General features: G+C 67.8%; 18 protein-coding genes. 5 read left to right on the top strand and 13 right to left on the bottom strand.

All coding sequences use genetic code 11. The features are described 5' to 3' along the window. Positions 1-194: 194 nt before the first annotated feature. Complete coding sequence (locus HWX39_RS05525) at positions 195-1,112, bottom strand: metal-dependent hydrolase (RefSeq protein ID WP_175965913.1); 918 nt, start codon at positions 1,110-1,112, stop codon at positions 195-197. Positions 1,113-1,693: 581 nt separating this feature from the next. Here HWX39_RS05525 and HWX39_RS05520 point away from each other — a divergent pair. From HWX39_RS05520 to HWX39_RS05510, 3 genes are all read left to right on the top strand, one after another. Next, positions 1,694-2,035, top strand: coding sequence for an FKBP-type peptidyl-prolyl cis-trans isomerase (locus HWX39_RS05520; protein ID WP_043177872.1), 342 nt, complete (start codon positions 1,694-1,696; stop codon positions 2,033-2,035). 35 nt (positions 2,036-2,070) lie between these two features. Then, a complete protein-coding gene (locus HWX39_RS05515) occupies positions 2,071-2,844 on the top strand; it encodes an AraC family transcriptional regulator (protein WP_175965912.1) in 774 nt (257 codons plus the stop codon). Between the two features lie 207 nt (positions 2,845-3,051). Then, positions 3,052-4,500, top strand: coding sequence for an MFS transporter (locus HWX39_RS05510; protein ID WP_175965911.1), 1,449 nt, complete (start codon positions 3,052-3,054; stop codon positions 4,498-4,500). A 13-nt stretch (positions 4,501-4,513) separates the two neighbouring features. Here the strand turns inward: HWX39_RS05510 and HWX39_RS05505 are convergent, their stop codons facing one another. After that, positions 4,514-4,966 carry a helix-turn-helix domain-containing protein gene (locus tag HWX39_RS05505; protein WP_175965910.1) on the bottom strand — a complete coding sequence of 151 codons (453 nt, stop codon included), beginning with the start codon at positions 4,964-4,966 and terminating at the stop codon, positions 4,514-4,516. 154 nt (positions 4,967-5,120) lie between these two features. Here HWX39_RS05505 and HWX39_RS05500 point away from each other — a divergent pair, with 154 nt between their 5' ends. Beyond that, entirely contained in the window at positions 5,121-6,356 is a 1,236-nt protein-coding gene (locus HWX39_RS05500) for an MFS transporter (RefSeq protein ID WP_175965909.1), read from the top strand. A gap of 126 nt (positions 6,357-6,482) precedes the next feature. On the opposite strand, the gene HWX39_RS05495 is transcribed toward HWX39_RS05500, so the two are convergent. The 10 genes from HWX39_RS05495 to HWX39_RS05450 form a co-directional block, all read right to left on the bottom strand. Further along, the gene (locus HWX39_RS05495; RefSeq protein ID WP_175965908.1) at positions 6,483-7,649 is read right to left on the bottom strand and encodes a glycosyltransferase family 4 protein; all 1,167 of its coding nucleotides are present in this window, start codon (positions 7,647-7,649) and stop codon (positions 6,483-6,485) included. Then, positions 7,649-8,833, bottom strand: a complete 1,185-nt coding sequence (locus tag HWX39_RS05490) for a glycosyltransferase family 4 protein (RefSeq protein WP_175965907.1) — start codon at positions 8,831-8,833, stop codon at positions 7,649-7,651. The genes HWX39_RS05495 and HWX39_RS05490 overlap by 1 nt, the downstream gene beginning before the upstream one ends. Then, positions 8,830-10,296 carry a glucose-6-phosphate isomerase gene (locus HWX39_RS05485; protein ID WP_175965906.1) on the bottom strand — a complete coding sequence of 489 codons (1,467 nt, stop codon included), beginning with the start codon at positions 10,294-10,296 and terminating at the stop codon, positions 8,830-8,832. The genes HWX39_RS05490 and HWX39_RS05485 overlap by 4 nt, the downstream gene beginning before the upstream one ends. 10 nt (positions 10,297-10,306) lie before the next feature. Next, on the bottom strand, positions 10,307-11,443 hold the full coding sequence (locus HWX39_RS05480; protein ID WP_175965905.1) for a glycosyltransferase family 4 protein: 1,137 nt from the start codon (positions 11,441-11,443) through the stop codon (positions 10,307-10,309). A 49-nt stretch (positions 11,444-11,492) separates the two neighbouring features. Beyond that, on the bottom strand, positions 11,493-12,452 hold the full coding sequence (locus HWX39_RS05475; RefSeq protein ID WP_175965904.1) for a glycosyltransferase family 2 protein: 960 nt from the start codon (positions 12,450-12,452) through the stop codon (positions 11,493-11,495). Positions 12,453-12,516: 64 nt separating this feature from the next. Further along, positions 12,517-14,742, bottom strand: a complete 2,226-nt coding sequence (locus HWX39_RS05470; RefSeq protein WP_175965903.1) for a polysaccharide biosynthesis tyrosine autokinase — start codon at positions 14,740-14,742, stop codon at positions 12,517-12,519. A 50-nt stretch (positions 14,743-14,792) separates the two neighbouring features. After that, positions 14,793-15,971 (bottom strand): polysaccharide biosynthesis/export family protein, encoded by a 1,179-nt coding sequence (locus tag HWX39_RS05465; RefSeq protein WP_175966114.1) that lies wholly within the window; start codon positions 15,969-15,971, stop codon positions 14,793-14,795. Then, positions 15,965-16,408 (bottom strand): low molecular weight protein-tyrosine-phosphatase, encoded by a 444-nt coding sequence (locus tag HWX39_RS05460; protein ID WP_175965902.1) that lies wholly within the window; start codon positions 16,406-16,408, stop codon positions 15,965-15,967. Before HWX39_RS05460 ends, HWX39_RS05465 begins: the two co-directional genes overlap by 7 nt. A gap of 37 nt (positions 16,409-16,445) precedes the next feature. Continuing rightward, the gene (locus HWX39_RS05455) at positions 16,446-17,858 is read right to left on the bottom strand and encodes a UDP-glucose/GDP-mannose dehydrogenase family protein (RefSeq protein WP_175965901.1); all 1,413 of its coding nucleotides are present in this window, start codon (positions 17,856-17,858) and stop codon (positions 16,446-16,448) included. An 80-nt stretch (positions 17,859-17,938) separates the two neighbouring features. Then, the gene (locus HWX39_RS05450; RefSeq protein ID WP_175965900.1) at positions 17,939-19,312 is read right to left on the bottom strand and encodes an undecaprenyl-phosphate glucose phosphotransferase; all 1,374 of its coding nucleotides are present in this window, start codon (positions 19,310-19,312) and stop codon (positions 17,939-17,941) included. A gap of 428 nt (positions 19,313-19,740) precedes the next feature. Between HWX39_RS05450 and HWX39_RS05445 the strand changes: the two genes are divergently transcribed. Beyond that, a complete protein-coding gene (locus tag HWX39_RS05445; RefSeq protein WP_175965899.1) occupies positions 19,741-21,267 on the top strand; it encodes a mannose-1-phosphate guanylyltransferase/mannose-6-phosphate isomerase in 1,527 nt (508 codons plus the stop codon). 121 nt (positions 21,268-21,388) lie between these two features. On the opposite strand, the gene HWX39_RS05440 is transcribed toward HWX39_RS05445, so the two are convergent. Continuing rightward, entirely contained in the window at positions 21,389-22,330 is a 942-nt protein-coding gene (locus HWX39_RS05440; RefSeq protein WP_175965898.1) for a transposase, read from the bottom strand. Positions 22,331-22,804: the final 474 nt, after the last annotated feature.

The raw sequence follows: 22,804 nt of genomic DNA, 5'->3' as shown, positions 1-22,804 counted from the left end.
GCATGGCGCGTTCGGGCGACGCGGCGCACCCAGGATCCGCTTGCCCGCGCATGCGTGCGCAACGGGTCGGCGGGCCGGCAAGGCGGCCGCGCGACCGGTTCGAGTTGATTTGGGTCAATCGTCAGAGGAAGCCGGCTGATGCACGAACGCAACATGCACGGCCCGACGCCGCGCATGCTGGCGCAGCGGCGGCCTCAGCGGCCCGATGCAAGCGGCGCCGGCGCGTTCGCGCGGCCACGGCCGGCCGGCGTGCCGCCGTGTTCGCCGTAGGTGGCGGCCAGCGCGTCGACGCGCGCCAGATGATGGTGATTGTCGTGATCCCACGGATGGAAGCCCGGCCGGAAGAAGCTCAGCCATTCGCCGGCGATGCGCGGGAACAACCCGCGGCGCGGCCCGTAAAGGAACGCGATCATCCGCAGCATGCCGCGCACGTGATGGCCGGCGCCGCGATCGCGCCACAGCAGCGTCGCGTGCATCAGGAATACGGTCGGCCAGAACGTCAGCGTCGTCAGCAGATACACGCCGATGCGGATCAGGTAACGGCGCAGCCCCGGTTCCATCGCGGCATTCCATACGTCGAACGACACGGCCTTGTGCTCGGTTTCCTCGAGCGCGTGCCAGATCCACATCTGGCGGTAGCCCTCGACCGAGCCATCGAGGCGCGTCGGGTCGCGCAGCAGCCAGTCGGCGAGCATCGCCGTGTAGTGCTCCGCCGCGACCGTGTGTGCGAGTTGCACCGAATGCGGGAGCTTGCGCTTCATGTAGCCGAGCACCGTCCACACGCGCTTGTCGAGCTTGCGCGCGGGCAGGTGGTTCGCCTGCATCAGCTCGTTGTACTCGATGTGCTCGCGCGTGTGCATCGCCTCCTGGCCGATGAAGCCGAGCACCTGCTGCTTCAGCACGGGATCGTCGATCCGGTCGCGGTAGTTGCGCACCGAATCCATGAAGAAGCGCTCGCCGGCCGGGAACAGCAGCGACAGCGCGTTGAAGAAATGGGTCACGTGCGACCCGAGGCCATGCCAGTCCTTCGCGCGTTCGACCGGCAGGTCGAAGCGCAGGTCGCGGCGCACCGGTATGATCCCGGCCGCGGTGGCGGAAGCGGCTGACTTCATGTTCATCGTTCTCCTGGTTCCGGAGCGGCCCGGCGCGTCACTCGACGCAGCCGGCGCGGGCCCGGGCGGCGCGTCGCGCACCGCCAAAATCTTGACATTGACAGCTGTAAAGATAGGCCGCCCGCGGCGACGCACGCAAGCCGCGCGGTAGATGCGCGCTTCCAAACAGGGCACGGTCGAAAAGGCGAAAAGAACGGCGCTCGAACAGCGTCCGGACCAGGCGGGATTCGAACGCGCGCGGCGGCGCGCGACGGCTACGCGCTGCTCCGCGCCGTGTCGCGTCGATGGCCCGAAAGCCTTGTGCGGCGGATGTTTTACGGAAATCGACGGCGCCGCGCGGCGCGTTGTCGGGCACGCCGGTAGCACCGATTCATACACGCGTCGCACTCGTGCGGTGCAACCGCGGTTGCCGGGCGCGAGAAAAATTCAAACGCGCGTTCCATTTGCGTGTCGGGCGATCGCGGCCGCGGTGACCGTGCGCCGCCCGCGACACGCGTGCGGCCAGCCGAAAGCCACGAGCGCCGGCCCGCTGCGCGCTCGCCTACAATAGCGCTTTTACCCATCCTTTTTCAGGAGAAGTCATGTCTGTCATCACGACCGAATCGGGCCTCAAATACGAAGACCTGACCGAAGGCACCGGCGACGTAGCGCAAGCCGGCCAGACCGTCAGCGTCCACTACACGGGCTGGCTGACCGACGGTCAGAAATTCGATTCGAGCAAGGATCGCAACGACCCGTTCGCGTTCGTGCTCGGCGGCGGCATGGTCATCAAGGGCTGGGACGAAGGCGTGCAGGGCATGAAGGTCGGCGGCGTGCGTCGCCTGACGATCCCGCCGCAACTCGGCTACGGCCCGCGCGGCGCAGGCGGCGTGATTCCGCCGAACGCCACGCTCGTGTTCGAAGTCGAACTGCTCGCCCTCTGATACGGCACTCGAGCCGCCGGCTGACACCCTGCCTCATGGCACACCTTCCGTCCCCCACCGTCGCACTGCAACGCTACGACACGCTCGAAGCGTCGGATGTGCACGACTTTCACCAGATCGTGCTCGGCATCGATGGCGCGATGGTGATGGCGGTGGACGGCGTCAGCCAGCGTCTCGACCGGCACGGCGCGTGGCTGGTTCCGGCCGGCGCGCGCCACGATTACGCGGGCCTGGGCGAGAACCGCCAGCTCGTGCTCAATCTTCCCGCCGCATCGCTTGCGGTGCCGCAGCGGCTGTTCGACAGCGCGCGCGCCGTGACGATCGATCCGGCGCTGACGTCGCTGGTCGCGCAGATCGCGGCAGCCGCCGCGCAACTCGACGCGAGCGCCGGTGACGCGCAGCACGCGGCCGCGCACCGTTTCCAGTGGCAGGCCGCCGCGCGGCTGTGCGGCGCGCTGCTCGACGAACGCGACATCGCCGCGCCGGCATCGGGCCTCGATTTCGCGCGCATCGACCGCTGGCTGCGCGCACGGCTCGCGGAACCGCTGCGTATCGCCGATCTTGCCGCGCACTGCGGCTACGGGATGCGCCGCTTTCATCAACTGTTCGTCGATGCGTTCGGCGAAACGCCGCATCGCTACCTGCAGCGGCTCAGGCTCGACGCGGCCGTGATCCTGCTCGCGGACGGCCGGTATCCGCTCGTCGATATCGCCGGGATGGTCGGCTTCGCGGATCAAAGCACGTTCACGCATGCGTTCACGAAGCGCTTCGGCATGGCGCCGGGACGCTGGCGCGGCGATCGGCATTGAACGCAGCTGCGGATCCGCGCCGGGCACGCATCAACGCACGTAGCGGCACGGTTCGGTAAAACGCGCTCGCGCCAGATCGGCCGTGATCTTTGGCGCGTCTGCTTCTGCTTCGTCCCCGCTTGCCGCCCCCGCGATTTCGCATCGGGCGTTTCGACGCTTCACGTCCCGCTGAAACATCACCTGCCGGTCGCATCCTACGATCGACGCATGGATACGACCGCCCCCACCCCCGCCTTCCCGTCCGCGCTCGCCCGCGTCGTCGCGACCGTCAGCGCCGGTTTCGTCGTGACGCAGCTCGACGTGACGATCGTCAACATCGCGCTCGCGCATCTCGCCGGCGACCTGCACTTGCCGGTCGCCGGACTGCAGTGGGTCATCGATGCGTACACGCTCGCGTTCGCCGTCCTGATGCTGTCGGGCGGCGCGCTCGGCGACCGCTTCGGCGCACGTCGCCTGTACCTCGCCGGCCTCGTGCTGTTCGCGTTGGCGTCGCTCGCGTGCGGCGCCGCGCGCGCGCCCGCGATGCTGATCGCGGCGCGCGCGCTGCAGGGCGTCGGCGCCGCGGCGATGCTGCCCAATTCGCTCGCGCTGCTCAACGACGCTTGTCGGCACGACCCGCACCTGCGCGCGCGTGCAGTCGGCTGGTGGACGGCGGCCGGCGCGATCTCGATCGCGGCCGGGCCGGTCGTCGGCGGCCTGCTGATCGCGGCATGGGGCTGGCGCGGCATCTTCCTCGTGAACCTGCCGCTGTGTGCGGCCGGGCTGGCGGCCGCCTTTGCGTGGATACCCGCGCGCCGTACGGTGGCGGCGCCGGCCGCGCCTTCCCGATCCGTTAGCGCACTCGACCTGCGCGGCCAACTCATCGCGATCGCGATGCTGACCGCGCTGACCGGCGCCGTGATCGAATGGCGGCCGCTCGGCTTCACGCATCCGGTCGTCGCCGGCGGCTTCGCGCTGGCCGCACTCGCCGCGCTCGCGTTCGTTGCGGCGCAAGCGCGCACGGCCACGCCGATGTTGCCGCTGTCGCTGTTCCGCCATCGCACCTTCAGCGCGGCCGTGCTGTTCGGGATCTGCGTGAATCTCACGTACTACGGCACCGTATTCGTGCTCGCGCTGTATCTGCAGCGCGCACGCGGCGAATCGGCGTTGCAGGCGGGCCTTGCGTTCCTGCCGCTGACAGGCGGCTTCCTGCTGTCGAACCTCGCAAGCGGGCGCGTCGTGGCGCGTCACGGCCCGCGGGCGCCGATGCTGGCGGGCGCGCTCGTCGCCGCGCTCGGCTACGGGTCGCTGCATTTCATCGACGCGTCGACGCCGCTGGCCGTCCTGCTCGTGCCGTTCCTGCTGATTCCGACGGGCATGGGTTTCGCGGTGCCGGCCATGACGACCGCCGTGCTCGCGTCCGTCGCGCCCGAGCGGGCCGGCATCGCGTCGGCCGTGCTGAATACCGCGCGGCAGGCCGGCGGCGCGATGGGCGTGGCAGCGTTCGGCGCGCTCGCCGGCGGCGGCGGCGCGGGGCAAGTCGTGGACGGGTTGCGGATCGAAACGGCCGTGACGGTCGCGCTGCTGGTCACCGCCGCGCTGCTCGCGACGCTGGTGCGGCCCGATGCGCATCGCGGCGCATCTTCCGCGCGTCAGGCCGTGGCGGCAGCCGATTGAACCTCGGGCGCGGTCATGCGCCGCCGACCTTCTTCACAACCGTCTCGCCCGCCTTCAACGGCCGGCCGTCTTCATGCCGCAGCGCGAGCTTGCGGATCGCGCGCCCGGTACTGCGGTCGACCAGCACCGAATGCGGCTCGCCGCGCGCAAACAGATTCGCCTCGCCCCACTGCCGCAGCATCACGATCACCGGAAACAGCCCCTCGCCCTTTTTGGTGAGCACGTACTCCTGATACGCGCTGCCGTCCGACGCCGGCACGACGTCGAACACGCCCGCGTCCACCAGCATCTTCAGCCGGTCGGACAGGATGTTGCTCGCCACGCCGAGGCTCGCGCGGAAATCGCCGAACCGGCGCACGCCGTCGAACGCATCGCGCACGATCAGCAACGCCCAGCGATCGCCGACGATATCGGTCGCCCGCGCCACCGGGCACGGCGAATCCGCAAGACTTTTCTGCCTGGCCATGTTCCTCTCCGCAATCTTGCCGGCCGCCCTCGCGGCAACGCCGACCATCCGCGCACGGACGTCTCGCCCGCCGCACAACAGGTTGCATTTTAAAACTACTTTTCCTACACTCCACGCTAGTTTCAATTTGCAACTACATTGCACAAGGGAACCCATGGCGTCTTCCTGTCATTCCGGCACCGTTGCAGCAGACGTGTCGACACATGCTGCGCCTCCGGCCGATGGCGGCCGCCTGTCCGCCGCGCGCGTCGCGTTGCTGGCCGTGTGCTGCGCGGCCAGTGTCGCGAACGTGTACTACGCGCAGCCGCTGCTCGATTCGATCGCGCGGGATTTCGGCGTGTCCCAGGCGGCCGTCGGCGGCGTGATCACCGCGACGCAACTCGGCTGTGCGCTCGCGCTGCTGTTCGTCGTGCCGCTCGGCGACCTGCTGAACCGCAAGCGCCTGATCGCCGTGCAGCTTCTGCTGCTGACGGCGGCCTGCATCGGCGTGGCCGCATCGTCGACGCGCGTCGCGCTGCTGGCGGGCATGGTCGCGGTCGGGCTGCTCGGCACCGCGATGACGCAGGGGCTGATCGCGTGCTCCGCCGCGCTCGCGGGCACCGGCGAACGCGGGCGCGTGGTGGGTGCCGCACAAGGCGGCGTCGTGGTCGGGTTGCTGGCCGCCCGCTCGCTGGCGGGCGTCGTCACCGACATCGCGGGCTGGCGAGCCGTCTATCTGGTGTCGGGTGCGCTCGCGATCGCGATGCTCGTCGTGCTGTCGCGGCTGTTGCCGGACGAGCACGCACCGCGCGAGCGCATCGGCTACGCGGCGCTGCTGCGATCGATGGTGTCGTTGCTGCGTGACGAACGCGTGCTGCGCGTGCGTGGCTTGATCGCGCTGCTGATGTTCGCGGCGTTCAGCATCTTCTGGAGCGCACTGGTGCTGCCGCTGAGCACGCCGCCGCACGCGATGTCGCATACGCAGATCGGTGCGTTCGGCCTCGTCGGCGCGCTGGGTGCGGCAGCCGCCGCGCGCGCGGGCCGGCTCGCGGATCGCGGGCGCGGCGAAGCGACGACCGGCGCCGCGCTCGCACTGCTCGCCTGCTCGTGGCTGCCGCTCGCGTTCGGCGATACGTCGATTGCATGGCTGATCGTCGGCATCGTGCTGCTCGATGTCGGCGGGCAGGCCGTCCACGTCGTCAACCAGAGCATGATTCTCGGTGCGCGGCCCGATGCGCATGCGCGCCTCGTCGGCTGCTACATGCTGTTCTATTCGGCCGGCAGCGGGCTCGGCGCGATTGCGTCGACGATGATGTATGCGCGCGCCGGTTGGACGGGCGTCTGCGTGCTCGGCGCGGTCGTGAGCGTCGCGGCGCTCGGGGTCTGGGCCGCGACGCTCAGGCGCGCGTGATACATGCCGGCGCAGCGTATCGAATGGAGAAAACCGGCCCTCCATGGGGGGCCTGCACGCGAACCGGCCACACATGCGCGCCGGTTCCGCTCCCGGTTCGGCGCGCAGGTTGCGCGCCGCGGGCGATCAGCCTGCCGCCTGGATCGCCTCCTCGTACACGCCGGCAACGCGCCGCGCGATCACCGCATTGTCGAAATGATCACGTGCATAGCGCTTGCACGCGGCCTCGTCGGGCAGCGTGATCGCGCCCGACAACGCGGCACCGAGCCCTTCCGCGATCGCGTCCGCGCCCGTGGACGGCAGCACGAGATCGTCGGACAGCCCGGCAACCGCCTCCGGCAGCCCGCCCACTGGCGTGACCAGCACGGGCGTGCCGGACGCGAGCGATTCGACGGTGATCAGCCCGAAGCCTTCGAGCGCGACCGTCGGCACGACGCTGACCGTCGCCGCGCGGTACAGCGCCGCGAGATGGTTGTCGGGCACGAAGCCGAGCAGCTTCACGTTGTCCTGCAGCCCGGCCGCATCGATGCGCTGCTGCAGTTCCTCGCCGATCTTGCCCTTGCCGGCGATCAGCAAAAGCACGTCCGGGTGACGGTGCTTGAGGAGGCCGATCGCATCGATCAGGTCCTCCAGCCCCATGCGCCGCACGAGCCGGCGCACGGCCAGCACGATCGGCCGATCCTGCGGCAGTTGCAACTTGTGCCGAGCCTCGGCCGGTGTGAGCGGCGTATCGAACTGCGCGGTATCGACGCAGCCGGGAATCACGCGCACGCGCGACGGCTCGATTCCGTAGCGGTTCGTCAGGATCTGGCCGAAGGCCTGCGACAGCACGATCAGCCGCGACGAACGCGTATAGACGGCCTGTTCGAGATAGCGCTTCGCGCGCTGCCCGAGCGACGCGGCGCCCTCGACCTGGCTTTCGTCGGCCCACGGCCCCTGGAAGTGCGACACCTGCGGAATTCCGCGCGTGACGTCGAGGCCCGGGAACGTGTACAGCGCGAAGTGCGACGAGATCACGTCCGGCCGCTCGCTGCGGATCTCCTCGCGCAGCGCGCGACGCGCGGCGAGCATCCGGCGCGCAAGCGATTCCGATGCGGGGCCGAAGCCCTGGATCGCGCCATCCGTGTCGTCGGCGACCTTCGGCGAGCCGGCAACGAGCCCGCGCACCTCGACGCCCGCGCCCGGCAGCGCGCCGACGAGCGAGTAGTACATCCGGTCAAGGCCGCCCGCGCGTTCGGGGAACCAGTGCATGCCGATTTGCAACGATTTGATCGGCCGGGAAGATTGGGACATCACGACTGCTCCTGCGTGACCGCATGCTCGACCCGCTCGAAAGCGGACGGCTGCGAGGGTTGGCCGATGCGCCGGTAGAGCGCGACATACTGGGCGCCCATGTGCGCCCAGCCGAAACGGGTCATCAATTCGCGGGCTGCCGCGCCCATCGCGCGACAGGTGTCGCGCGATGCCGCGAGCGCGCCGATCGCCTGCGCGAGTGCGGCCGGATCGTCCGGATCCTCCAGCACGATCCCGCATTCGCGCGTGATGATTTCCGCTCCGCCCGCCGTACGCGCGGTGACGACCGGCAGCCCGGCCGCCATCGCCTCGAGCAGCGACAGGCTCATCGCTTCGTAGCGCGACGGAAACACGTAGGCGTCGACCGAGCGCATCAGCGTCGGCATGTCTTTCACGAGACCGAGGAAATGCACGCGCGAATCGATGCCGAGCGCGCGCGCCTCTTCCGGATACGGGCTGCCGGGCAGATAGCCGGCCACCGCCAGATGCACGTTCGCCGGCAGCTTCGTCACCGCCTTCAGCACGGTGCCGAGGTTCTTGCGCGGCGTGCGCAGGTCGCCGACGAACAGCAGCAGGAACGCATCGGCCGGCAGCTTGAACGCGGCGCGGTCGGCCCCTGCGCCCGCGAACGCGCCGGCGTCGACACCGTTGTAGATCACGCTGATCTTGCGGCTGTCGATGCCGAGCCCGGCGATCTCGTCGGCCACCTTCTGCGATACGGCCGTGATCGCGCGCGAACGCCGGTACGCCCAGCGCTCGAGCGTCGTGTTCACGCGCGTATAGACATACTGGTAAGCCGACCACAGCCCCTTCGTCGGCCCGAACGGATAGTACGGACTCTTGAACCAGCCGCCATGCACGAAGTGCGCGGTATTCACGTCGGCCTTGATCCACGAAATGAAGCCGTTCACGTGCAGCACGTCGTACTCGCTGCGGTGCGCGCGCAGCCAGGCCGCGCTCTTCAGCGCGAACACCTGCTGCTTGACGAGATTCGACGGCCAGAAGCCGCCGACCTTCACGGGCACCCAGCGCACGCGCGGGTCGGCCAGCAGCTCCGGCGCGACGTGCGACGCCACCAGCGTGACCTCGTAGTGCTCGGCCAGCGCCGCGCGCGCGATTTCGTAATTGACGCGGCCCTGGCCGTCGTTATGCCGCACGACATGCGTGACGATCGCGATTCTCAATGGACGCCTCCCCGTAAACGCGCGGCGGCCAGCAGGCGTTGTGCCTTTTGCCAGTGCGCCGCGGAAAGAATCGAAAAAATGGCTGTGAACATCAACAGGCCGCCCGTGCCGATCAGCGAGTTCGTGAACACGAGCATCGCGAAGGTCGACAGGCACAGGCTCAGGCACGCGCCGACGAACTTGTCCTCGCGCAGCCTGAACGCCGCGCGCAGCGTGCGGCCGAACAGCATCACGACGCCCGAGAGGTACAGCAGCGTGCCGGGCCAGCCGAGCACGAACGGCACGTTCATCACGCCGCTGTCGAAGCTGCCGTACTTGCCGAGCTCGCCGCTGTCGCTCGACAGCTTCGTGGATGCCCCCGTCGCGCCCATCCCTTCGCCGGCAACGTCGGTGAACGCCGTCTGCGCGAAGGTGGCGTAGAACTTGTTGCGGTCGTCGTAGCTGCGGTCGTCCTTCAGGTTCGTGATCGACTGCAGACGCTGGCCGAGACGATCGGCCACCGGCCCGACGGTCAGCAACGGCACGCACAGCCCGACCAGCACGACGCCGCTGATCAGGATCCGCATCCGCACGCGGTTGTTCGACTGCGCGAGCTGGATCGCCAGCGCGATCACCCAGCCGCCCCACGTCGAGCGCACGAGACACAGCGCGAACGACACGAAGCCGGCCGCCCCGGCGAACCAGCGGATCTTCTGCGGCGCCGCGAGCACGAACACCAGCGCGCCCATCATCGCGAACGCGAACGGGCCCGACGAGTTCATCGTGCTGAACACGCGCACGCCGTACGGCACCGGCTCGCCCTGCGAGCCCATGTCGGAACCGATCATCCACAGCACGTCCCACTGCGGCATCACGAAGTACTGCACGACGCCGTAGACACCCATCACGAGCATGCCCCACATGAACGTGGACAGCAGCACGTCACGGTACTCGGGGTAGTCGCGCGCGTTGACCATGATGTGAAAGCCGATCAGCACCGGGTACACCCAGTTCGCGAGGTCGTAGGTCGCGGCCATCACGCCGCTCGACACGATCCCGACGAGGTACGCATAGGTGAGCCCGAACAGCATCAGCAGGATCGGGATCCCGCGCCGCTGCGCGAGCACGCGGTAATGCCGGATCAGCCCGAGACCGGCGATCATCGTCACCGCGAGCGGCGCGACCTGGATCAGGCTGGTCGGCGTGAACGCGCCCTTCGACCAGTCGGCGAGACGCCGCACTTCCGGGCTCAGGAACCACACCCACCACATGAAGCCGACATAGCGCGCCGGGCTCTTGAAATACAGCCAAATGCCGACCGCGATGGCCAGCACCGGAAACGCGAGCGTCAGCACCTTGCCCTGGTGAATGGCGATCAGCGCGGCCGTGAACGTCCACAGCCCGGCCTGTCCGACCCAGTGTTTCGGCTCGGGAAGCCGGTTGCGTTTGCGCGACGGCGCGCGTTCGGCGGCAATCGTACTCATCGATCCGCTCTCACCGCGACGACGGGCGCGAATCCGCGAGCGGCATCGCCAGGCCCGCGGCTGCCGGCGTGCGGCGCCGGCGCAGCATGTCGCGCGTGATCCGCACGTGCTGCTCGGCGAACGCCTGCGTGGTCAGGTCGCGCTCGCGCAGGCACGCGGCGGCGGCCCGCGCGCAGCCGAGCGCCGCGACCGGATCGGCCGCGAAGCGATCGGCGGCCTGGCGCATCGCCTGCGCGTCGAAGGCCGGCACATAGGCGGCCGTATCGGGCGGGAAGTAGTCGCCGAGCCCGCCGACGTCGGACACGATCATCGGCTTGCCGACGGCGGCCGCCTCGAGCATCACCGTGATGCCCGACGCGTGGAAGTTCGGCCGCAGCGGCACGACGATCACGTCGGCCCACGCGTACAGCTCGTGCTGCTTCGCGAGCCCCGATGCCGAGCCGATCTTCACGTTCGGCGCATGCCACTCGCGCGGCACGCGACGCCGCGTCGCGAGCCGCACGTCGTAGCGTTCGTCGCCGCCGAACGCGGCGAGGAAGGTGCGCCAGTCGCGGTCGCGGTCGTTGCCGATCGCCGCGATCCGCAGCGGCCGGTTCGGTTGCCAGTGCCGCGGCTCGGTAATCGGGAAATCCTGCGTATTCAGCCCGTAGTAGACGAACTCGGCATCGCGCCCGAGGTAGCGGCGGCACAGCTCGGCGTTGTCGCGGGCGAGCGTGGTCAACGCGTCGGCACGCGCGAGCAGCTTGCGGTACAGCCAGCGCCGCGGGCCGCCGAAGCTGCCCCACTTGTCGAACAGCCAGACGCTCTGTGCGAGCAGCAGCGGGCGCTTGCCCTGCGCACCGGCGAGCTTCAGGATCAGCGCAGCAGCCAGATGCTCCTGTTCCGTGTGCGTCCAGATCACGTCGGTGTTCAGCAGCGCGGCGCGGTTGCGCCACGCATGCACGACGTCGAAGCCGAGCACCGCCTTCAGCGCGCGGCGCGCGAGGCTGGCGACGCGGCTCTCGCCGGCATCCTGCGAATAGGTCAGCCGGAATTCGTCGGATTCGGCATGGTGATAACCGTACAGACAGCCGATGTTCTCGCCTTTCCGGTAGGTACGCGGATCGGCGCCGTAAAACAGGTGAACGTGAACCTTGGTTGCAGTCATTCGAGCCCTTCTCCGGGTTCGGCCGCGCGGCGTGGCGCGCGCGGCGCGTTCAAGACGTCACCGGCGGCATCGCCGCACGATGGGGGGCAAGGTTCGCGCGGCGGGCATCGCGCGCGCCGCGGCGCACCGCGCGCCAATGCGCCCGGATCCGCTCGCGCTTCGCCGTAGGCAGCGACAGCAGCACGTGCGCGAGGCCCGGGTAGACGCGCGTACCGACCAGCGTCCACCACCACCACGCGATCTCGCGCCGGACCGGCGGAAGGTGCTCGCGCAGGATCAGGTGCAGGTTGTACGCGCCGTTGCTGATCGCATTCAGCGACGCGGCATCGCGCCGGTCGTCGTCGAAGCGCTCCGCCGGAAAATGATCGACCGCGATCGCCGGGTCGTAGACGAGCTTCCAGCCGTCGCGCTGCACCTGCATGCTGAAACCCATGTCGTTGTGCACCTGCGCACCGGCGCCTCGCAGCCGCGTGTCGAAGCGCAGCCGCTCGATCGCGGCACGGCGGTAGCTCATGTTCGCGCCTTTCAGCATGTCGACTTCGCGCGGGCCGCCGACGCCGAGATGATGATTGCCGACGATCTTGCCGGACAGCGTGAGCTGGCCGACGAGTTCGCGCGATTCGTCGAGCACGCGGCCCTTCTCGTGCACCCAGTCGCGCCCGCCCACCGCACCCACGCGCGGGTCGGCCTCGAACACCGATACGACGCGCGCGAGCCAGTCGGGGCGGGGGGCGGCGTCGTCGTCGGTGATCGCGACGACGTCGCCGTTCGCCGAGTCGAGCCCCTTGTTCAGCGCAGCGACCTGGCCCGGCACGTCGACCGGCACGATGCGCAGCGGCAGCGCGCCGCCGACCGCCGGATCGGCGAGCCGTTCGTGCGTGGCGTCATCCTCCGGGCGCGCGACGACGATCACCTCGTCGGGCAGCCGATGCTGCCGCTGCAGCGCCAGCAGGCAGCGCGCGAGGTCGGCGGGACGCCGATAGGTCGGAACGAGCACGGAAATTTTCATCGTTGGTTCTCCTGTCGGCCGGGCGGGCAACGCTCGCTGCCCGCCCGGTTACGTGCGGTGCGGATCAGGCGCTCAGGTATTCGTGCACGGCCGCATAGCCGCGGCCGTAGCCGCGCGCCTTCGGCGGCACGCCGTTGAAGATCCCGCCTTCCAGGTCGACGCCCGCGGTGCGCAGGCGCTTGATCGCGTCGGCGATCTCGCCTTCGGTGTGCATGCCCGAGCGCAGCACGAGGAACGTCGAGCCGGCCATGCGGCCGATGATCGTCGCATCGGTCACCGCGAGCACCGGCGGCGAATCGATCAGGATCACGTCGTAGCGCTTGCCGAGCCCTTCGAGGTATTGCGGCAGGCGCGTCGACATCAGCAGCTCCGACGGGTTCGGCGGACGCGTGCCGGCCGAGATGAACGACAGGCCCTGCACCGGCGTCTCGCGCACCGCTTCCTCGAGCGCCGACTGGTCGCTCAGCAGCTCGGACAGGCCCGGCTGCGACGTGAGGCCGAAGTAGCGGTCGAGGAGGCCGCGACGCATGTCCGCGTCGATCAGCAGCACGCGCTTGCCCGAATGCGCGAGCAGCACCGCGAGGTTGACCGCCAGGAAACTCTTGCCGATGCCGGGCGTCGGGCCCGTCAGCACGATCACGCGGTTCTTCGCGTCCATCATCGCGAACTGCATCGCGGTGCGCAGGCTGCGCAGGCTCTCGACGCTGAGATCCTTCGGACGCAGGCTCGCGAGGATCGGCCGCGCGCGGCTGCCGCCCTTCTCGGCCTGTGCGTCGAGCTTCGCCTGCTCGGCGCTTTGCGGCACCAGCCCGTACAGCGGCAGGTTGAACGCGCGCTCGATGCGGTCGGGATCCTCGATGCCCTGGAACAGGTTGCGGCGCAGGAACACGACGCCCGTGCCGAGGATCAGCCCGAGGAACACCGCGGCCGACAGGATCAGCACCTTCTTCGGCTTGACCGGATCGCCCGGACGCAGCGCGGAATCGACGAGGTGGATGTTGCCGCCCGTGCCGGCCCGTTGCACCGACAGCTCCTGCACGCGGTTCAGCAGCAGCACGTAGATGTCCTCGGCAACCTTCGCGTCGCGCTGCAGCTGGACGGCCTTCACTTCGGTGGCCGGCAGGCTGCGGAAGCGGTTGCTGAACTTGTCCTTCTCGCCCTGCAACTCCGCGAGCTGCTGCTTCGCGGCGATCACCATCGGGTGCGAATCGGTGAAGCGCTGCGCGAGCGACGCGAGCTGCAGGCGCTGCGCGGCGATCTGCTGCTCATACTGCACGCTGCCCTCGAGGTAGACCTTCGCCTCGTCGCTCGCGTTGATCGAGCCCGACGTGCGCTGGTACTGCGTCAGCGCGGCTTCCGCGCGTTCGAGGTCGGCCTTCAGGCGCGGCTCCTCGCCCTTCAGGAAGTCGAGCATCTTGGTCGCCTCGGCCTGCTTCGCGACCACGTGCTGGTTCAGGTACGACTGCGCGAGCGCGTTCGCGATCGCCGCGGTCTGGTCCGGATCCTTGCCCTCGAGCGAGATCTGCACGACGCCCGTCTGCTTGCCCTGCTCGGTCACCTGGATGCCGGTCTGGAAGCCGCTGATCGCGTCGAGATCGTTGAAGCGCACCACCGTGAACTGCGTGCCGGGGCGCGCGACAAGCTTCGACACGAGCAGGGTCACGCCGCCGCCCTGCGCCGATTCGCCGACATGGCCCGACAGCAGCCGCATGCCGTTCTGGTCGACGAGCGAATAGGTGCCGTTCGGGCCGGCCGTCAGCGTCAGCTTCTTGCCTTCGAGCGCGGGCACGACGTTGATCGAATCGACGTCGGCGACTTCGCCGCCCCATGCATACGATTTCAGGCCGAGCCACGGCCGGGCCGGCGCGCCCGGCGTCGCGATGCGCGCGGCGAGGCTGCCGATCACCGGCAGCGTCTTGGGCGCGACCGAGAAGTTCAGCTTGAATTGCTCGACCACCGGCGCGACCACGCCGCGGCTCTTGATGATCTCGATTTCCGCATCGGTCTGCGCCTGCTGCGGACCGGTGTTGATCGTCGCGCCGGTCTGCGTCTGCGTGAGCGCCTGCGACGTGTTGTCGTTGCTCTCGACCCGCACGTGCACGTCGGCCTGGTAGACCGGCTTCGCGATGTAGCAGTACAGGCCGGCGAGCGCGACGACCGTGACCGCGATGCCGAGCAGCAGCCAGATGTCGTCCATGATCACCTGGAGCAGCTGGCCGAGGACGACGTCCTCTTCCTCGGTTTTCGCGGACAGATCCGCGTAGGAGTGTTTCGCTTGCGTGTTCACCATTCGTTCCCGCTTGAGTGGTGCCGGGGCGGAGAGGCCGCCCCGGCGGGCTATCAGCGCGTGATCTGCCGCATGTAGAAGATCGTCTGGATCGTCGGCAGCACCTGCTGCAACACACGGTTGAACTGCACCGAGCCGGCCGTGCTGACGTAGACGACGTCGAGCGGTTGAAGCGGGAAGCGGCTCGACAACATCAGCGCATCCGGCTGCGTCATGTCGAGACGGAACACTTCGGGCTTCGTCGGGTTGTCGCGCATGCCGCGCATCACGTAGATCTTGCGCGGGTTCGCGTCGGTATCGAGGATCCCGCCGCCCGCGGTCAGCGCATCGGCGATCGTCAGCTTGCCCTTGAGCATCGGCACCGTGACCGGCGTCTTGACCTCGCCCATGATGAACACGCGGCTGTCGCTGCGATCCGGCACGTTGACGATGTCGCCCGGCTGCAGCATCACGTTCTGCCTCACGTCGCCGCGATCGAGCACGCCGTTCGCGTCGAGCGTGTAGAGCTTGCCGTCGCGCGTCAGGCGCACGCGCTGCAGGTCGGCCTCGCTGGTCGAGCCGCCCGAGCGCGAGATCGCGTCGACCAGCGTCAGCGGCACGTCGCTCACCGCGAGCGGGCCCGGCTGCTTCACCTCGCCCGTCACCTGCACCTTCTGGCTGCGGAACGACAGCACGCGCACGTCGAGCTGCGGATTCTTCACGTAGCGCGACAGCGAGGTGGCCATCTGTTCGCGGATCTGCGCGACCGTCTTGCCGGCCACCTTGATGCGACCGACGAACGGGAAGAAGATCGTGCCGTCGGCGGCGACCGTCTGGCCGTACGGGTCGGCCTGGCCCGGCAGCGCGGTCGTATACGGCTGCTGCAGCGCGCCCGCGACCGACTGCGTCGTGTTGCCGCCGCTCGAGAACGACTGACCCTGCGGCGTCGTCAACTCGGGGTGGTCCCACACGGTGACGCCGAGGATGTCCTGCGGGCCGACACGGTACACGTACTCCGACGGATCGGTATAACGCCCGGGCGGCAGCGGATGGTCGACCTGCGCTTTCTGCAACTGGTCCATCACCACTTGGGCGTCGATGTAATGAACCGGATAGGTTTCGGCCGCTTGCTGCCGGCCTTCGTCCTTCAGGTTCGACGAGTCGAGGTAGTTGCCGGGCGCGGTTGCACAGGCTGACAGGAAAGTCGTCAGCGCGACGGCAAGCGCCACCGGGCGCATCGGGCGTTTCAGCATATTTTCTGTAGCCATCCTTGAACCAGACGTTCGATCAGTGAGTAGCTCTCGCGGTAATCGGCCTCGGGGCCGCCGTGCGGATCGGCAATCTCGGCCCCTTCCCACTTGCCGAGCAGGTGGACCTTGCCGCGCGCGAACGGATCGACCGACTCGACGGCCGCGATCTGTCCGCGCTCGCTGACGAGAATCAGGTCGGCGTCGCGCACGATCCGGCGCGACAGCCGCCGCGAGCGATGGGTCGTCGCATCGACGCCGTGCTCGGCAAGCAGTTGACGCATCACCGGATCGATGCCGTCGCCGTCGTTCGCATGCACGCCGGCCGAGTGGAACGTCGGGCGCGGGCCGCCGCGCGACGCGGCGTGCGACTTGAACAGCATTTCCGCTGCCGGGCTGCGGCAGACGTTCGCATGGCAGACGATCAGGATGTTCCGGAACATGGCGTCTCGTGACGAGTGACGAGTGACGGGAAACGGGTTACGCGCGCTCGCGCGCGGTGCCCGGCACGCGGGCGGCGACGGCCTGGCGCGAGCCCGGCCGGCCGATCGGGTGGTATTCGATGCCCTGCTCGCTCATCGTCTCCGGCTCGTACAGGTTGCGGCCGTCGAAGATCACCGGCGCTTTCCACAGGCGGCCGAGCGCGACGAAGTCGGGGCTCTTGAACGCCTTCCACTCGGTGACGATCACGAGCGCGTCGGCATCGCGCGCGGCCTGCGCTTCGTCGTCGACGAAACTCAGGCGCTCGAGCCAGCTCGGGTGATCGGCGAGATCGAGCGCGATCACGCGACGCGCTTCCTGCTGCGCGACCGGGTCGTACGCGGCGATGCGCGCGCCGCGCGACAGCAGCTCGGCGATCAGCTCGCGGCTCGGCGCTTCGCGCATGTCGTCGGTGTTCGGCTTGAAGGCGAGGCCCCAGATCGCGAACGTGCGGCCCGTCAGGTCCTCGCCGAAGCGCGCGACGATCTTGTCGGCGAGCACGCGCTTTTGCGTCGCATTGACCGACGACACGGCCTTCAGGATCTGCAGCGATTGCCCGTGCTCGTCGGCCGTGCGGATCAGCGCCTCGACGTCCTTCGGGAAGCACGAGCCGCCGTAGCCGCAACCGGCGTACAGGAAGTGATAGCCGATGCGCGGATCGGAGCCGATCCCGCGGCGCACGGCCTCGATGTCCGCGCCGAAGCGGTCGGCGAGGTTCGCCAGCTCGTTCATGAACGAGATGCGGGTCGCGAGCATCGCGTTCGCCGCGTATTTCGTGAACTCGGCCGAGCGCACGTCCATGTACAGCGTGCGTTCGTGGTTGCGGTTGAACGGCGCGTACAGCTTCTTCATCAGCTCGCGGGCGCGCTCGCCCGGCACGTCGTCGTCGCAGCCGATCACGATGCGGTCCGGCCGCGTGAAATCGTCGACCGCCGCGCCTTCCTTCAGGAATTCCGGATTCGACACGACCGAGAACATCTGGTCGCCGCCGCGCTTCGCGAGCTCCTCGGCAACCGCCGCGCGCACGCGCTCGGCCGTGCCGACCGGCACCGTCGACTTGTCGACGATCACCTTGAAGCCCGTCATGGTGCGGCCGATGTTGCGCGCCGCCGCGAGCACGTATTGGAGGTCGGCCGAGCCGTCCTCGTCGGGCGGCGTGCCGACCGCGATGAACTGCACGTCGCCGTGCGCGACCGCGGCCTCGACATCGGTCGAGAAACGCAGGCGGCCGGCGGAGCGATTGCGCGCGATCACTTCCTTGAGGCCCGGCTCGTGGATCGGCACGCCGCCGTTGTTCAGGATGTCGATCTTTGCCTGGTCGACGTCCAGACAGAACACGTCGTGCCCGATGTCGGCGAGACAGGCGCCGGTGACAAGACCTACGTAACCGCTGCCGATGATAGTCAGATTCATGATGTGTCGGACCTCTTGACCAATGATTCGAAATTCGTAAAACCAGAATGCCTGCGTGGCGCGATCTCGGTACTCGGTACTCAGTACGCGTTGCTGCCGGTGAAGCCTTTCCAGAGCGTCAGCACGACGATCTTGATGTCGAGCCAGAACGACCAGTTCTGCATGTAGTACAGATCGAGCTTCACGCGTCCCATCATCTTCTCGATCTGGTCGGTCTCGCCGCGAAAGCCGTTGATCTGCGCCCACCCGGTGATGCCCGGCTTGATCCGGTAGCGGAACATGTAGCCCTTGACCAGATCCTTGTAGATGTCGTCGTGCGCGAGCGCATGCGGACGCGGGCCAACGACCGACATCTCGCCCTTCAGCACGTTGATGAACTGCGGCAGCTCGTCGAGGCTCGTGCGGCGCAGGAACCGGCCGACCGGCGTCACGCGCGAATCGTTCTTCTTCGCCTGCGTGACCTGGCCCGCCGCTTCCTGGTGCACCTTCATCGAGCGGAACTTGTAGATCTCGAACTCGTGCCCGTCGATGCCCTTGCGCTTCTGGCGGAAGAACACCGGCCCGCGCGACGTCAGCTTGATCAGGCCGGCGATCAGCAGCATCACCGGCGCGAGCGCCGTGAGGGCCGCCAGCGCGAACAGCCGGTCAAACACGAACTTCGGCAGGATCCGCACGTCGGTGATCGGCGACGCCGCCAGGTTGATCGCCGGCACGCCGAGCACCTCGACCACTTCCTGGTTGAAGAACGACAGCGTGCGCACGTCCGGGATGAAGCGGATATTCACGAAGTCGTGGCGGAACACCGTCACGATATGGTGAATCCGGCGTTCCTCCGTGATCGGCAGCGTGAGCCACAGCTCGCTGATCGCGCGGCTGCGCACCAGCCACACCAGCGAGTCGAACTGCCGCTCAATGCGCACGTCGTCGAGCGCGACTTCGCCCGGCGCTTCGCTTTCGTCGTAGACGCACACCGGGTTGAAGCCGGCTTCGGGCCGCGCCCGCATCTGCGCGATCAGCCGCCGCGCCGCCGGCGTCCCGCCGACGATCGCGACCGCCTTCAGGTTGTAGCCGCCGCGGCGCAGTTGCCGCAGCACGACGTGCACGCAGGTCTTCGAGCCGGCGAGCAGCGTCATCGTCGCGAGCGCCCAGTAACCCAGCCACAGCCGCGACAGGTCGCCCGACTGATGAAAGCTGAAGCTCAACAGGATGCCCGCGAGTTCGACCACGAGCCACGCGAACGCCACCCGCCCCACCAGCCCGACGAGACGCTTGCCGCGCCAGGACTGGTAAATGCCGAAGGCGGGAAAACACACGACGACGAGCAGGCAATCGAACAGCATCATCGTGCGCTGCAGGTCGTTGAGCCAGATGCTGCCGCCGTGCAGTGCGGCGGCGATCAGCGCTCCCGCCACGACCATCGCGATATCGATGACTCTCGCCAGCACGCTCAACATGTCTGCTTCCTCTTTGAACAGGCGTTTGCCGAACTGCTCCTTGTGCGACCGGTGCCGCACATTCGATTCAAACGTTGCATGTCGTTATTGAAGCGGTAAGAAATTTTCGCCTCAAGCGTACAAGTATTTCGAAAAATAATCGGAAATTATTTCCTGGAAACTTTTGAATTAAATCGGCATGTTTTCCCGAAACGCTCGCGAGCCGGGAATTTTTCGAAAGCTTTACGATTTCCGCTCACCCTTTGCTGGCGGTCAAGGCCGGCCGATAAAAGGATTTATTTTTTATTTTTTTAATTGCATCGGATGCTAGTACGAGAAATCCTTCCGGATGAATTTATGGCGAATATCCGGCAATGGGTCCGGTTTTATTGTCGATTTACTTCGTGCTACAACGACAGGCACTGACTTCAACCGTGGAGAGTGTCCTCATGAATGCTCCGGCCGTGGCTGCCGAAACGCGCCACTCTGCTTCCGCCGCCCCCGCAGCCGGCACGCGCGTCGCCGTGCAACCGGTGATTCTCGCCGGCGGGTCCGGCACGCGCCTGTGGCCGATGTCGCGCGAACGTTTTCCGAAACAGCTGATCGGCCTGCTCGGCGAACATTCGCTGCTGCAGTCGACCGCGCTGCGCCTCGACGGCCTGACGGCCGACCATCCGCTGAACGACGACGTGCTGATCGTATGCGGCGAGGATCACCGCTTCACCACCGCCGAACAGCTGCGCCTGACCGGCAAATCGGCGTCGATCATGCTCGAGCCGATCGGCCGCGACACCGCGCCCGCGCTGACGCTCGCCGCGTTGCGGCTCGTCGCCGGCGGCAACGATGCGGTGATGACCGTGATGCCGGCCGACCACGCGGTCGCCGACCTGCCGCGCTTCCACGCGGCCGTCGCGGCCGGCGTGCACTGCGCGGCGCAAGGCAAGATCGCGACGCTGGGCATCGTGCCCAAGCACGCGGAAACCGGCTACGGCTACATCCGCGTCGGCGCGCCGCTCGGCGACGCCGCCACGGGCAGCCTCGACGTGCGCCGCCTCGACCGTTTCGTCGAGAAACCGCATCTCGAACTCGCTCAGCAGTACGTCGCATCGGGCGAATACTGGTGGAACAGCGGCATCTTCATCGTGCGCGCATCGGTCTGGCTGAAGGCGATCCGCCAGCTCGAACCGGCGATCCATGCGGCCTGCGAACAGGCCGTCGCCCAGGGCAAGGCCGATGGCGATTTCTTCCGCATCGATCGCGACGCATTCGCCGCGTCGCCGTCGAACTCGATCGACTACGCGGTGATGGAGCCGCTCGCCAGCCTGCCGCAACTGTGTGAAAGCGTCGTCGTGCCGCTCGATGCGGGCTGGTCGGACGTCGGCTCGTGGGACGCGATCTGGCAGATCTCGCCGAAGGACGAGGCCGAGAACGTCGGCCGCGGCCACGTGCTGTTCGAAGGCGCGGCATCGACGTTCGCGCATTCGGAAAGCCGCCTCGTTGCCTGCGTCGGCACGCAGAACCTCGTCGTCGTCGAAACGCCCGACGCCGTGCTCGTCGCGGACAAGTCGCGCGTGCAGGACGTGAAGAAAATCGTCGGGCACATCAAGGCGCAACGCGGCGCGGAAGCGACCGATCACCGCAAGGTGCATCGCCCGTGGGGCCACTACGACTCGGTCGACATGGGCGAACGCTTCCAGGTGAAACGCATCGTCGTGAAACCGGGTGCACGCCTGTCGCTGCAGATGCACCACCACCGTGCCGAACACTGGATCGTCGTCTGCGGCACCGCGCGCATCACGCGCGGCGACGAAACGTTCCTGCTGTCCGAAAACGAATCGACGTACATCCCGCTCGGCGTGTCGCACCGACTGGAGAACCCGGGCAAGATGCCGCTCGAGCTGATCGAAGTGCAGTCGGGCGCGTATCTCGGCGAGGACGACATCGTCCGCTTCGACGATACCTATGGCCGGCAGTAACGCACGTGTACGTGGGGCGCCGCTTCGACGGCGGCGCCCCGGCACGGCAAGCATGGAAAGACGGGACTGCCGCGCGGGCGTCATGGCACACGACGGCCCGCGCGTTTCAGCGGTACGGCGATCAGCCGACGCGGTACACGTATTCGCGGCGCTCCGGCTGCACCGGGTCGTTGCGGCTTTCGGACAGCGTGGTCGCGCGACGCTCGGCGATGAAGCGCTTGATGTCCGACTCCGCACGCGCGAGCGCCGACAGGCCGGCCAGCACCTCGCCTTGCGACTCGCGCGCCGGTTCGTCGCTCGCGCCATGGCGATCGATCCACTGGCGCGCCCAGTCGAGCGCGAACTGCTCGGCTTCCTCGGCATCGGTGAAACGCGGGCCGATCAGGCCCGAGCGCTCGACGCGCCGGTCTTGCTGCGAAATCTCGGCCCACGCGCGATACATCAGGTTCTGCACCGGCTGCGCAATGCCGTAGATCGTATAGCCGCGATATTCGTCGACTTGCGGTTCGGCCGCGGCGAAGCTCGCCGACGACGCACGCGCAGGGCGCAGCTCTCTCGACGGCGCCCCGGGCACCGCGAACGACACAGCTGACGGATCGACCACTTCATCGACCGGCATCGCGCTCAGCGACGCGCCCTCGCCCTGCCAAACGTTTGCCTGAGCGACCGGCAATTGCCACGATTCGGGGTTCTGCCAGAACACGCCGCGCAAGCGATCGTTGTCGGGCGCGGGCTCGGCACGGCGCGCGGGTACGACCGGCGCCGGCGGCGGCGGGATATACGCGAACGTGCGCCCGCTGAACTGGGTCAGCACGTCGATCATCTGCAGCAGCGTGCCGGACGCCAGCCATTCCTCGTAACGGCGACGGCACGTCGGCCCGGACGGATAGCGACCGGGCAGCTTCGACCAGGCTTCACCGGTCGTCAGGATCCAGAGCACCGCGTTGGCAACGACGCGCGGTTCGGCTCGTGGACGCCCACGACGATTCAGCCGGATGGGTTCATCGGCGATCAGCGTTGAAAGACGAAACCACTCTTCATCGTTAAGCTCATCGAAGAACATAGTAGATCTCTCCACGCAGCCAGGCCGGGGCTGCGATTGGCGGCGCCGTCGCGACACATCGCGTCGCGGGGCGGCCAGGTTGCACATTATGGTTATCCGACGTTGTGCATGCCGGCGCGGCACCGCACTTTCACGGTGCCGCCATTCCCGGCAATGACGCACAAATCACGGTCTCACTCCAATGTGGGAATTTTTGTGCACGAAGCATACCATCCCTAGGGTTTATCTCAATATGACAATGACTTAATGTTACGCACTGAAACAACCAGCCATGGGTGCGCAATGTATTTACGCTTGAATTTTTTTGCGCGATCTTTATGCCCGACGCTGCAAAGGCCCGTCTGGCGGGGCTCCGCAGCCCATGAAGACTACCTTTTCATGGGCATTTTCGGGCCACCTCACTCCCTGCCGGCAACAATCCCGCGCATTGCTTCCCGACATCGGTAAATCAGGGAAAAAAGCGTAACAAGATAT

This window comes from Burkholderia sp. BCC0322 (assembly GCF_902833045.1).
In the GTDB taxonomy this organism is placed as follows: Bacteria; Pseudomonadota; Gammaproteobacteria; order Burkholderiales; family Burkholderiaceae; genus Burkholderia.
Note: the sequence above shows the minus strand (reverse complement) of the source record. Positions and strands in the feature narration are given on the sequence as shown.

Excerpts from the sequence above, each read along its gene's own strand:
- HWX39_RS05525 (WP_175965913.1), bottom strand. The coding sequence starts at position 1,112 with ATGAAGTCAGCCGCTTCCGCCACCGCGGCCGGGATCATACCGGTGCGC.
- HWX39_RS05520 (WP_043177872.1), top strand. The coding sequence starts at position 1,694 with ATGTCTGTCATCACGACCGAATCGGGCCTCAAATACGAAGACCTGACC.
- HWX39_RS05515 (WP_175965912.1), top strand. The coding sequence starts at position 2,071 with ATGGCACACCTTCCGTCCCCCACCGTCGCACTGCAACGCTACGACACG.
- HWX39_RS05510 (WP_175965911.1), top strand. The coding sequence starts at position 3,052 with ATGGATACGACCGCCCCCACCCCCGCCTTCCCGTCCGCGCTCGCCCGC.
- HWX39_RS05505 (WP_175965910.1), bottom strand. The coding sequence starts at position 4,966 with ATGGCCAGGCAGAAAAGTCTTGCGGATTCGCCGTGCCCGGTGGCGCGG.
- HWX39_RS05500 (WP_175965909.1), top strand. The coding sequence starts at position 5,121 with ATGGCGTCTTCCTGTCATTCCGGCACCGTTGCAGCAGACGTGTCGACA.
- HWX39_RS05495 (WP_175965908.1), bottom strand. The coding sequence starts at position 7,649 with ATGTCCCAATCTTCCCGGCCGATCAAATCGTTGCAAATCGGCATGCAC.
- HWX39_RS05485 (WP_175965906.1), bottom strand. The coding sequence starts at position 10,296 with ATGAGTACGATTGCCGCCGAACGCGCGCCGTCGCGCAAACGCAACCGG.
- HWX39_RS05480 (WP_175965905.1), bottom strand. The coding sequence starts at position 11,443 with ATGACTGCAACCAAGGTTCACGTTCACCTGTTTTACGGCGCCGATCCG.
- HWX39_RS05475 (WP_175965904.1), bottom strand. The coding sequence starts at position 12,452 with ATGAAAATTTCCGTGCTCGTTCCGACCTATCGGCGTCCCGCCGACCTC.
- HWX39_RS05470 (WP_175965903.1), bottom strand. The coding sequence starts at position 14,742 with ATGGTGAACACGCAAGCGAAACACTCCTACGCGGATCTGTCCGCGAAA.
- HWX39_RS05465 (WP_175966114.1), bottom strand. The coding sequence starts at position 15,971 with ATGCTGAAACGCCCGATGCGCCCGGTGGCGCTTGCCGTCGCGCTGACG.
- HWX39_RS05460 (WP_175965902.1), bottom strand. The coding sequence starts at position 16,408 with ATGTTCCGGAACATCCTGATCGTCTGCCATGCGAACGTCTGCCGCAGC.
- HWX39_RS05455 (WP_175965901.1), bottom strand. The coding sequence starts at position 17,858 with ATGAATCTGACTATCATCGGCAGCGGTTACGTAGGTCTTGTCACCGGC.
- HWX39_RS05450 (WP_175965900.1), bottom strand. The coding sequence starts at position 19,312 with ATGTTGAGCGTGCTGGCGAGAGTCATCGATATCGCGATGGTCGTGGCG.
- HWX39_RS05445 (WP_175965899.1), top strand. The coding sequence starts at position 19,741 with ATGAATGCTCCGGCCGTGGCTGCCGAAACGCGCCACTCTGCTTCCGCC.
- HWX39_RS05440 (WP_175965898.1), bottom strand. The coding sequence starts at position 22,330 with ATGTTCTTCGATGAGCTTAACGATGAAGAGTGGTTTCGTCTTTCAACG.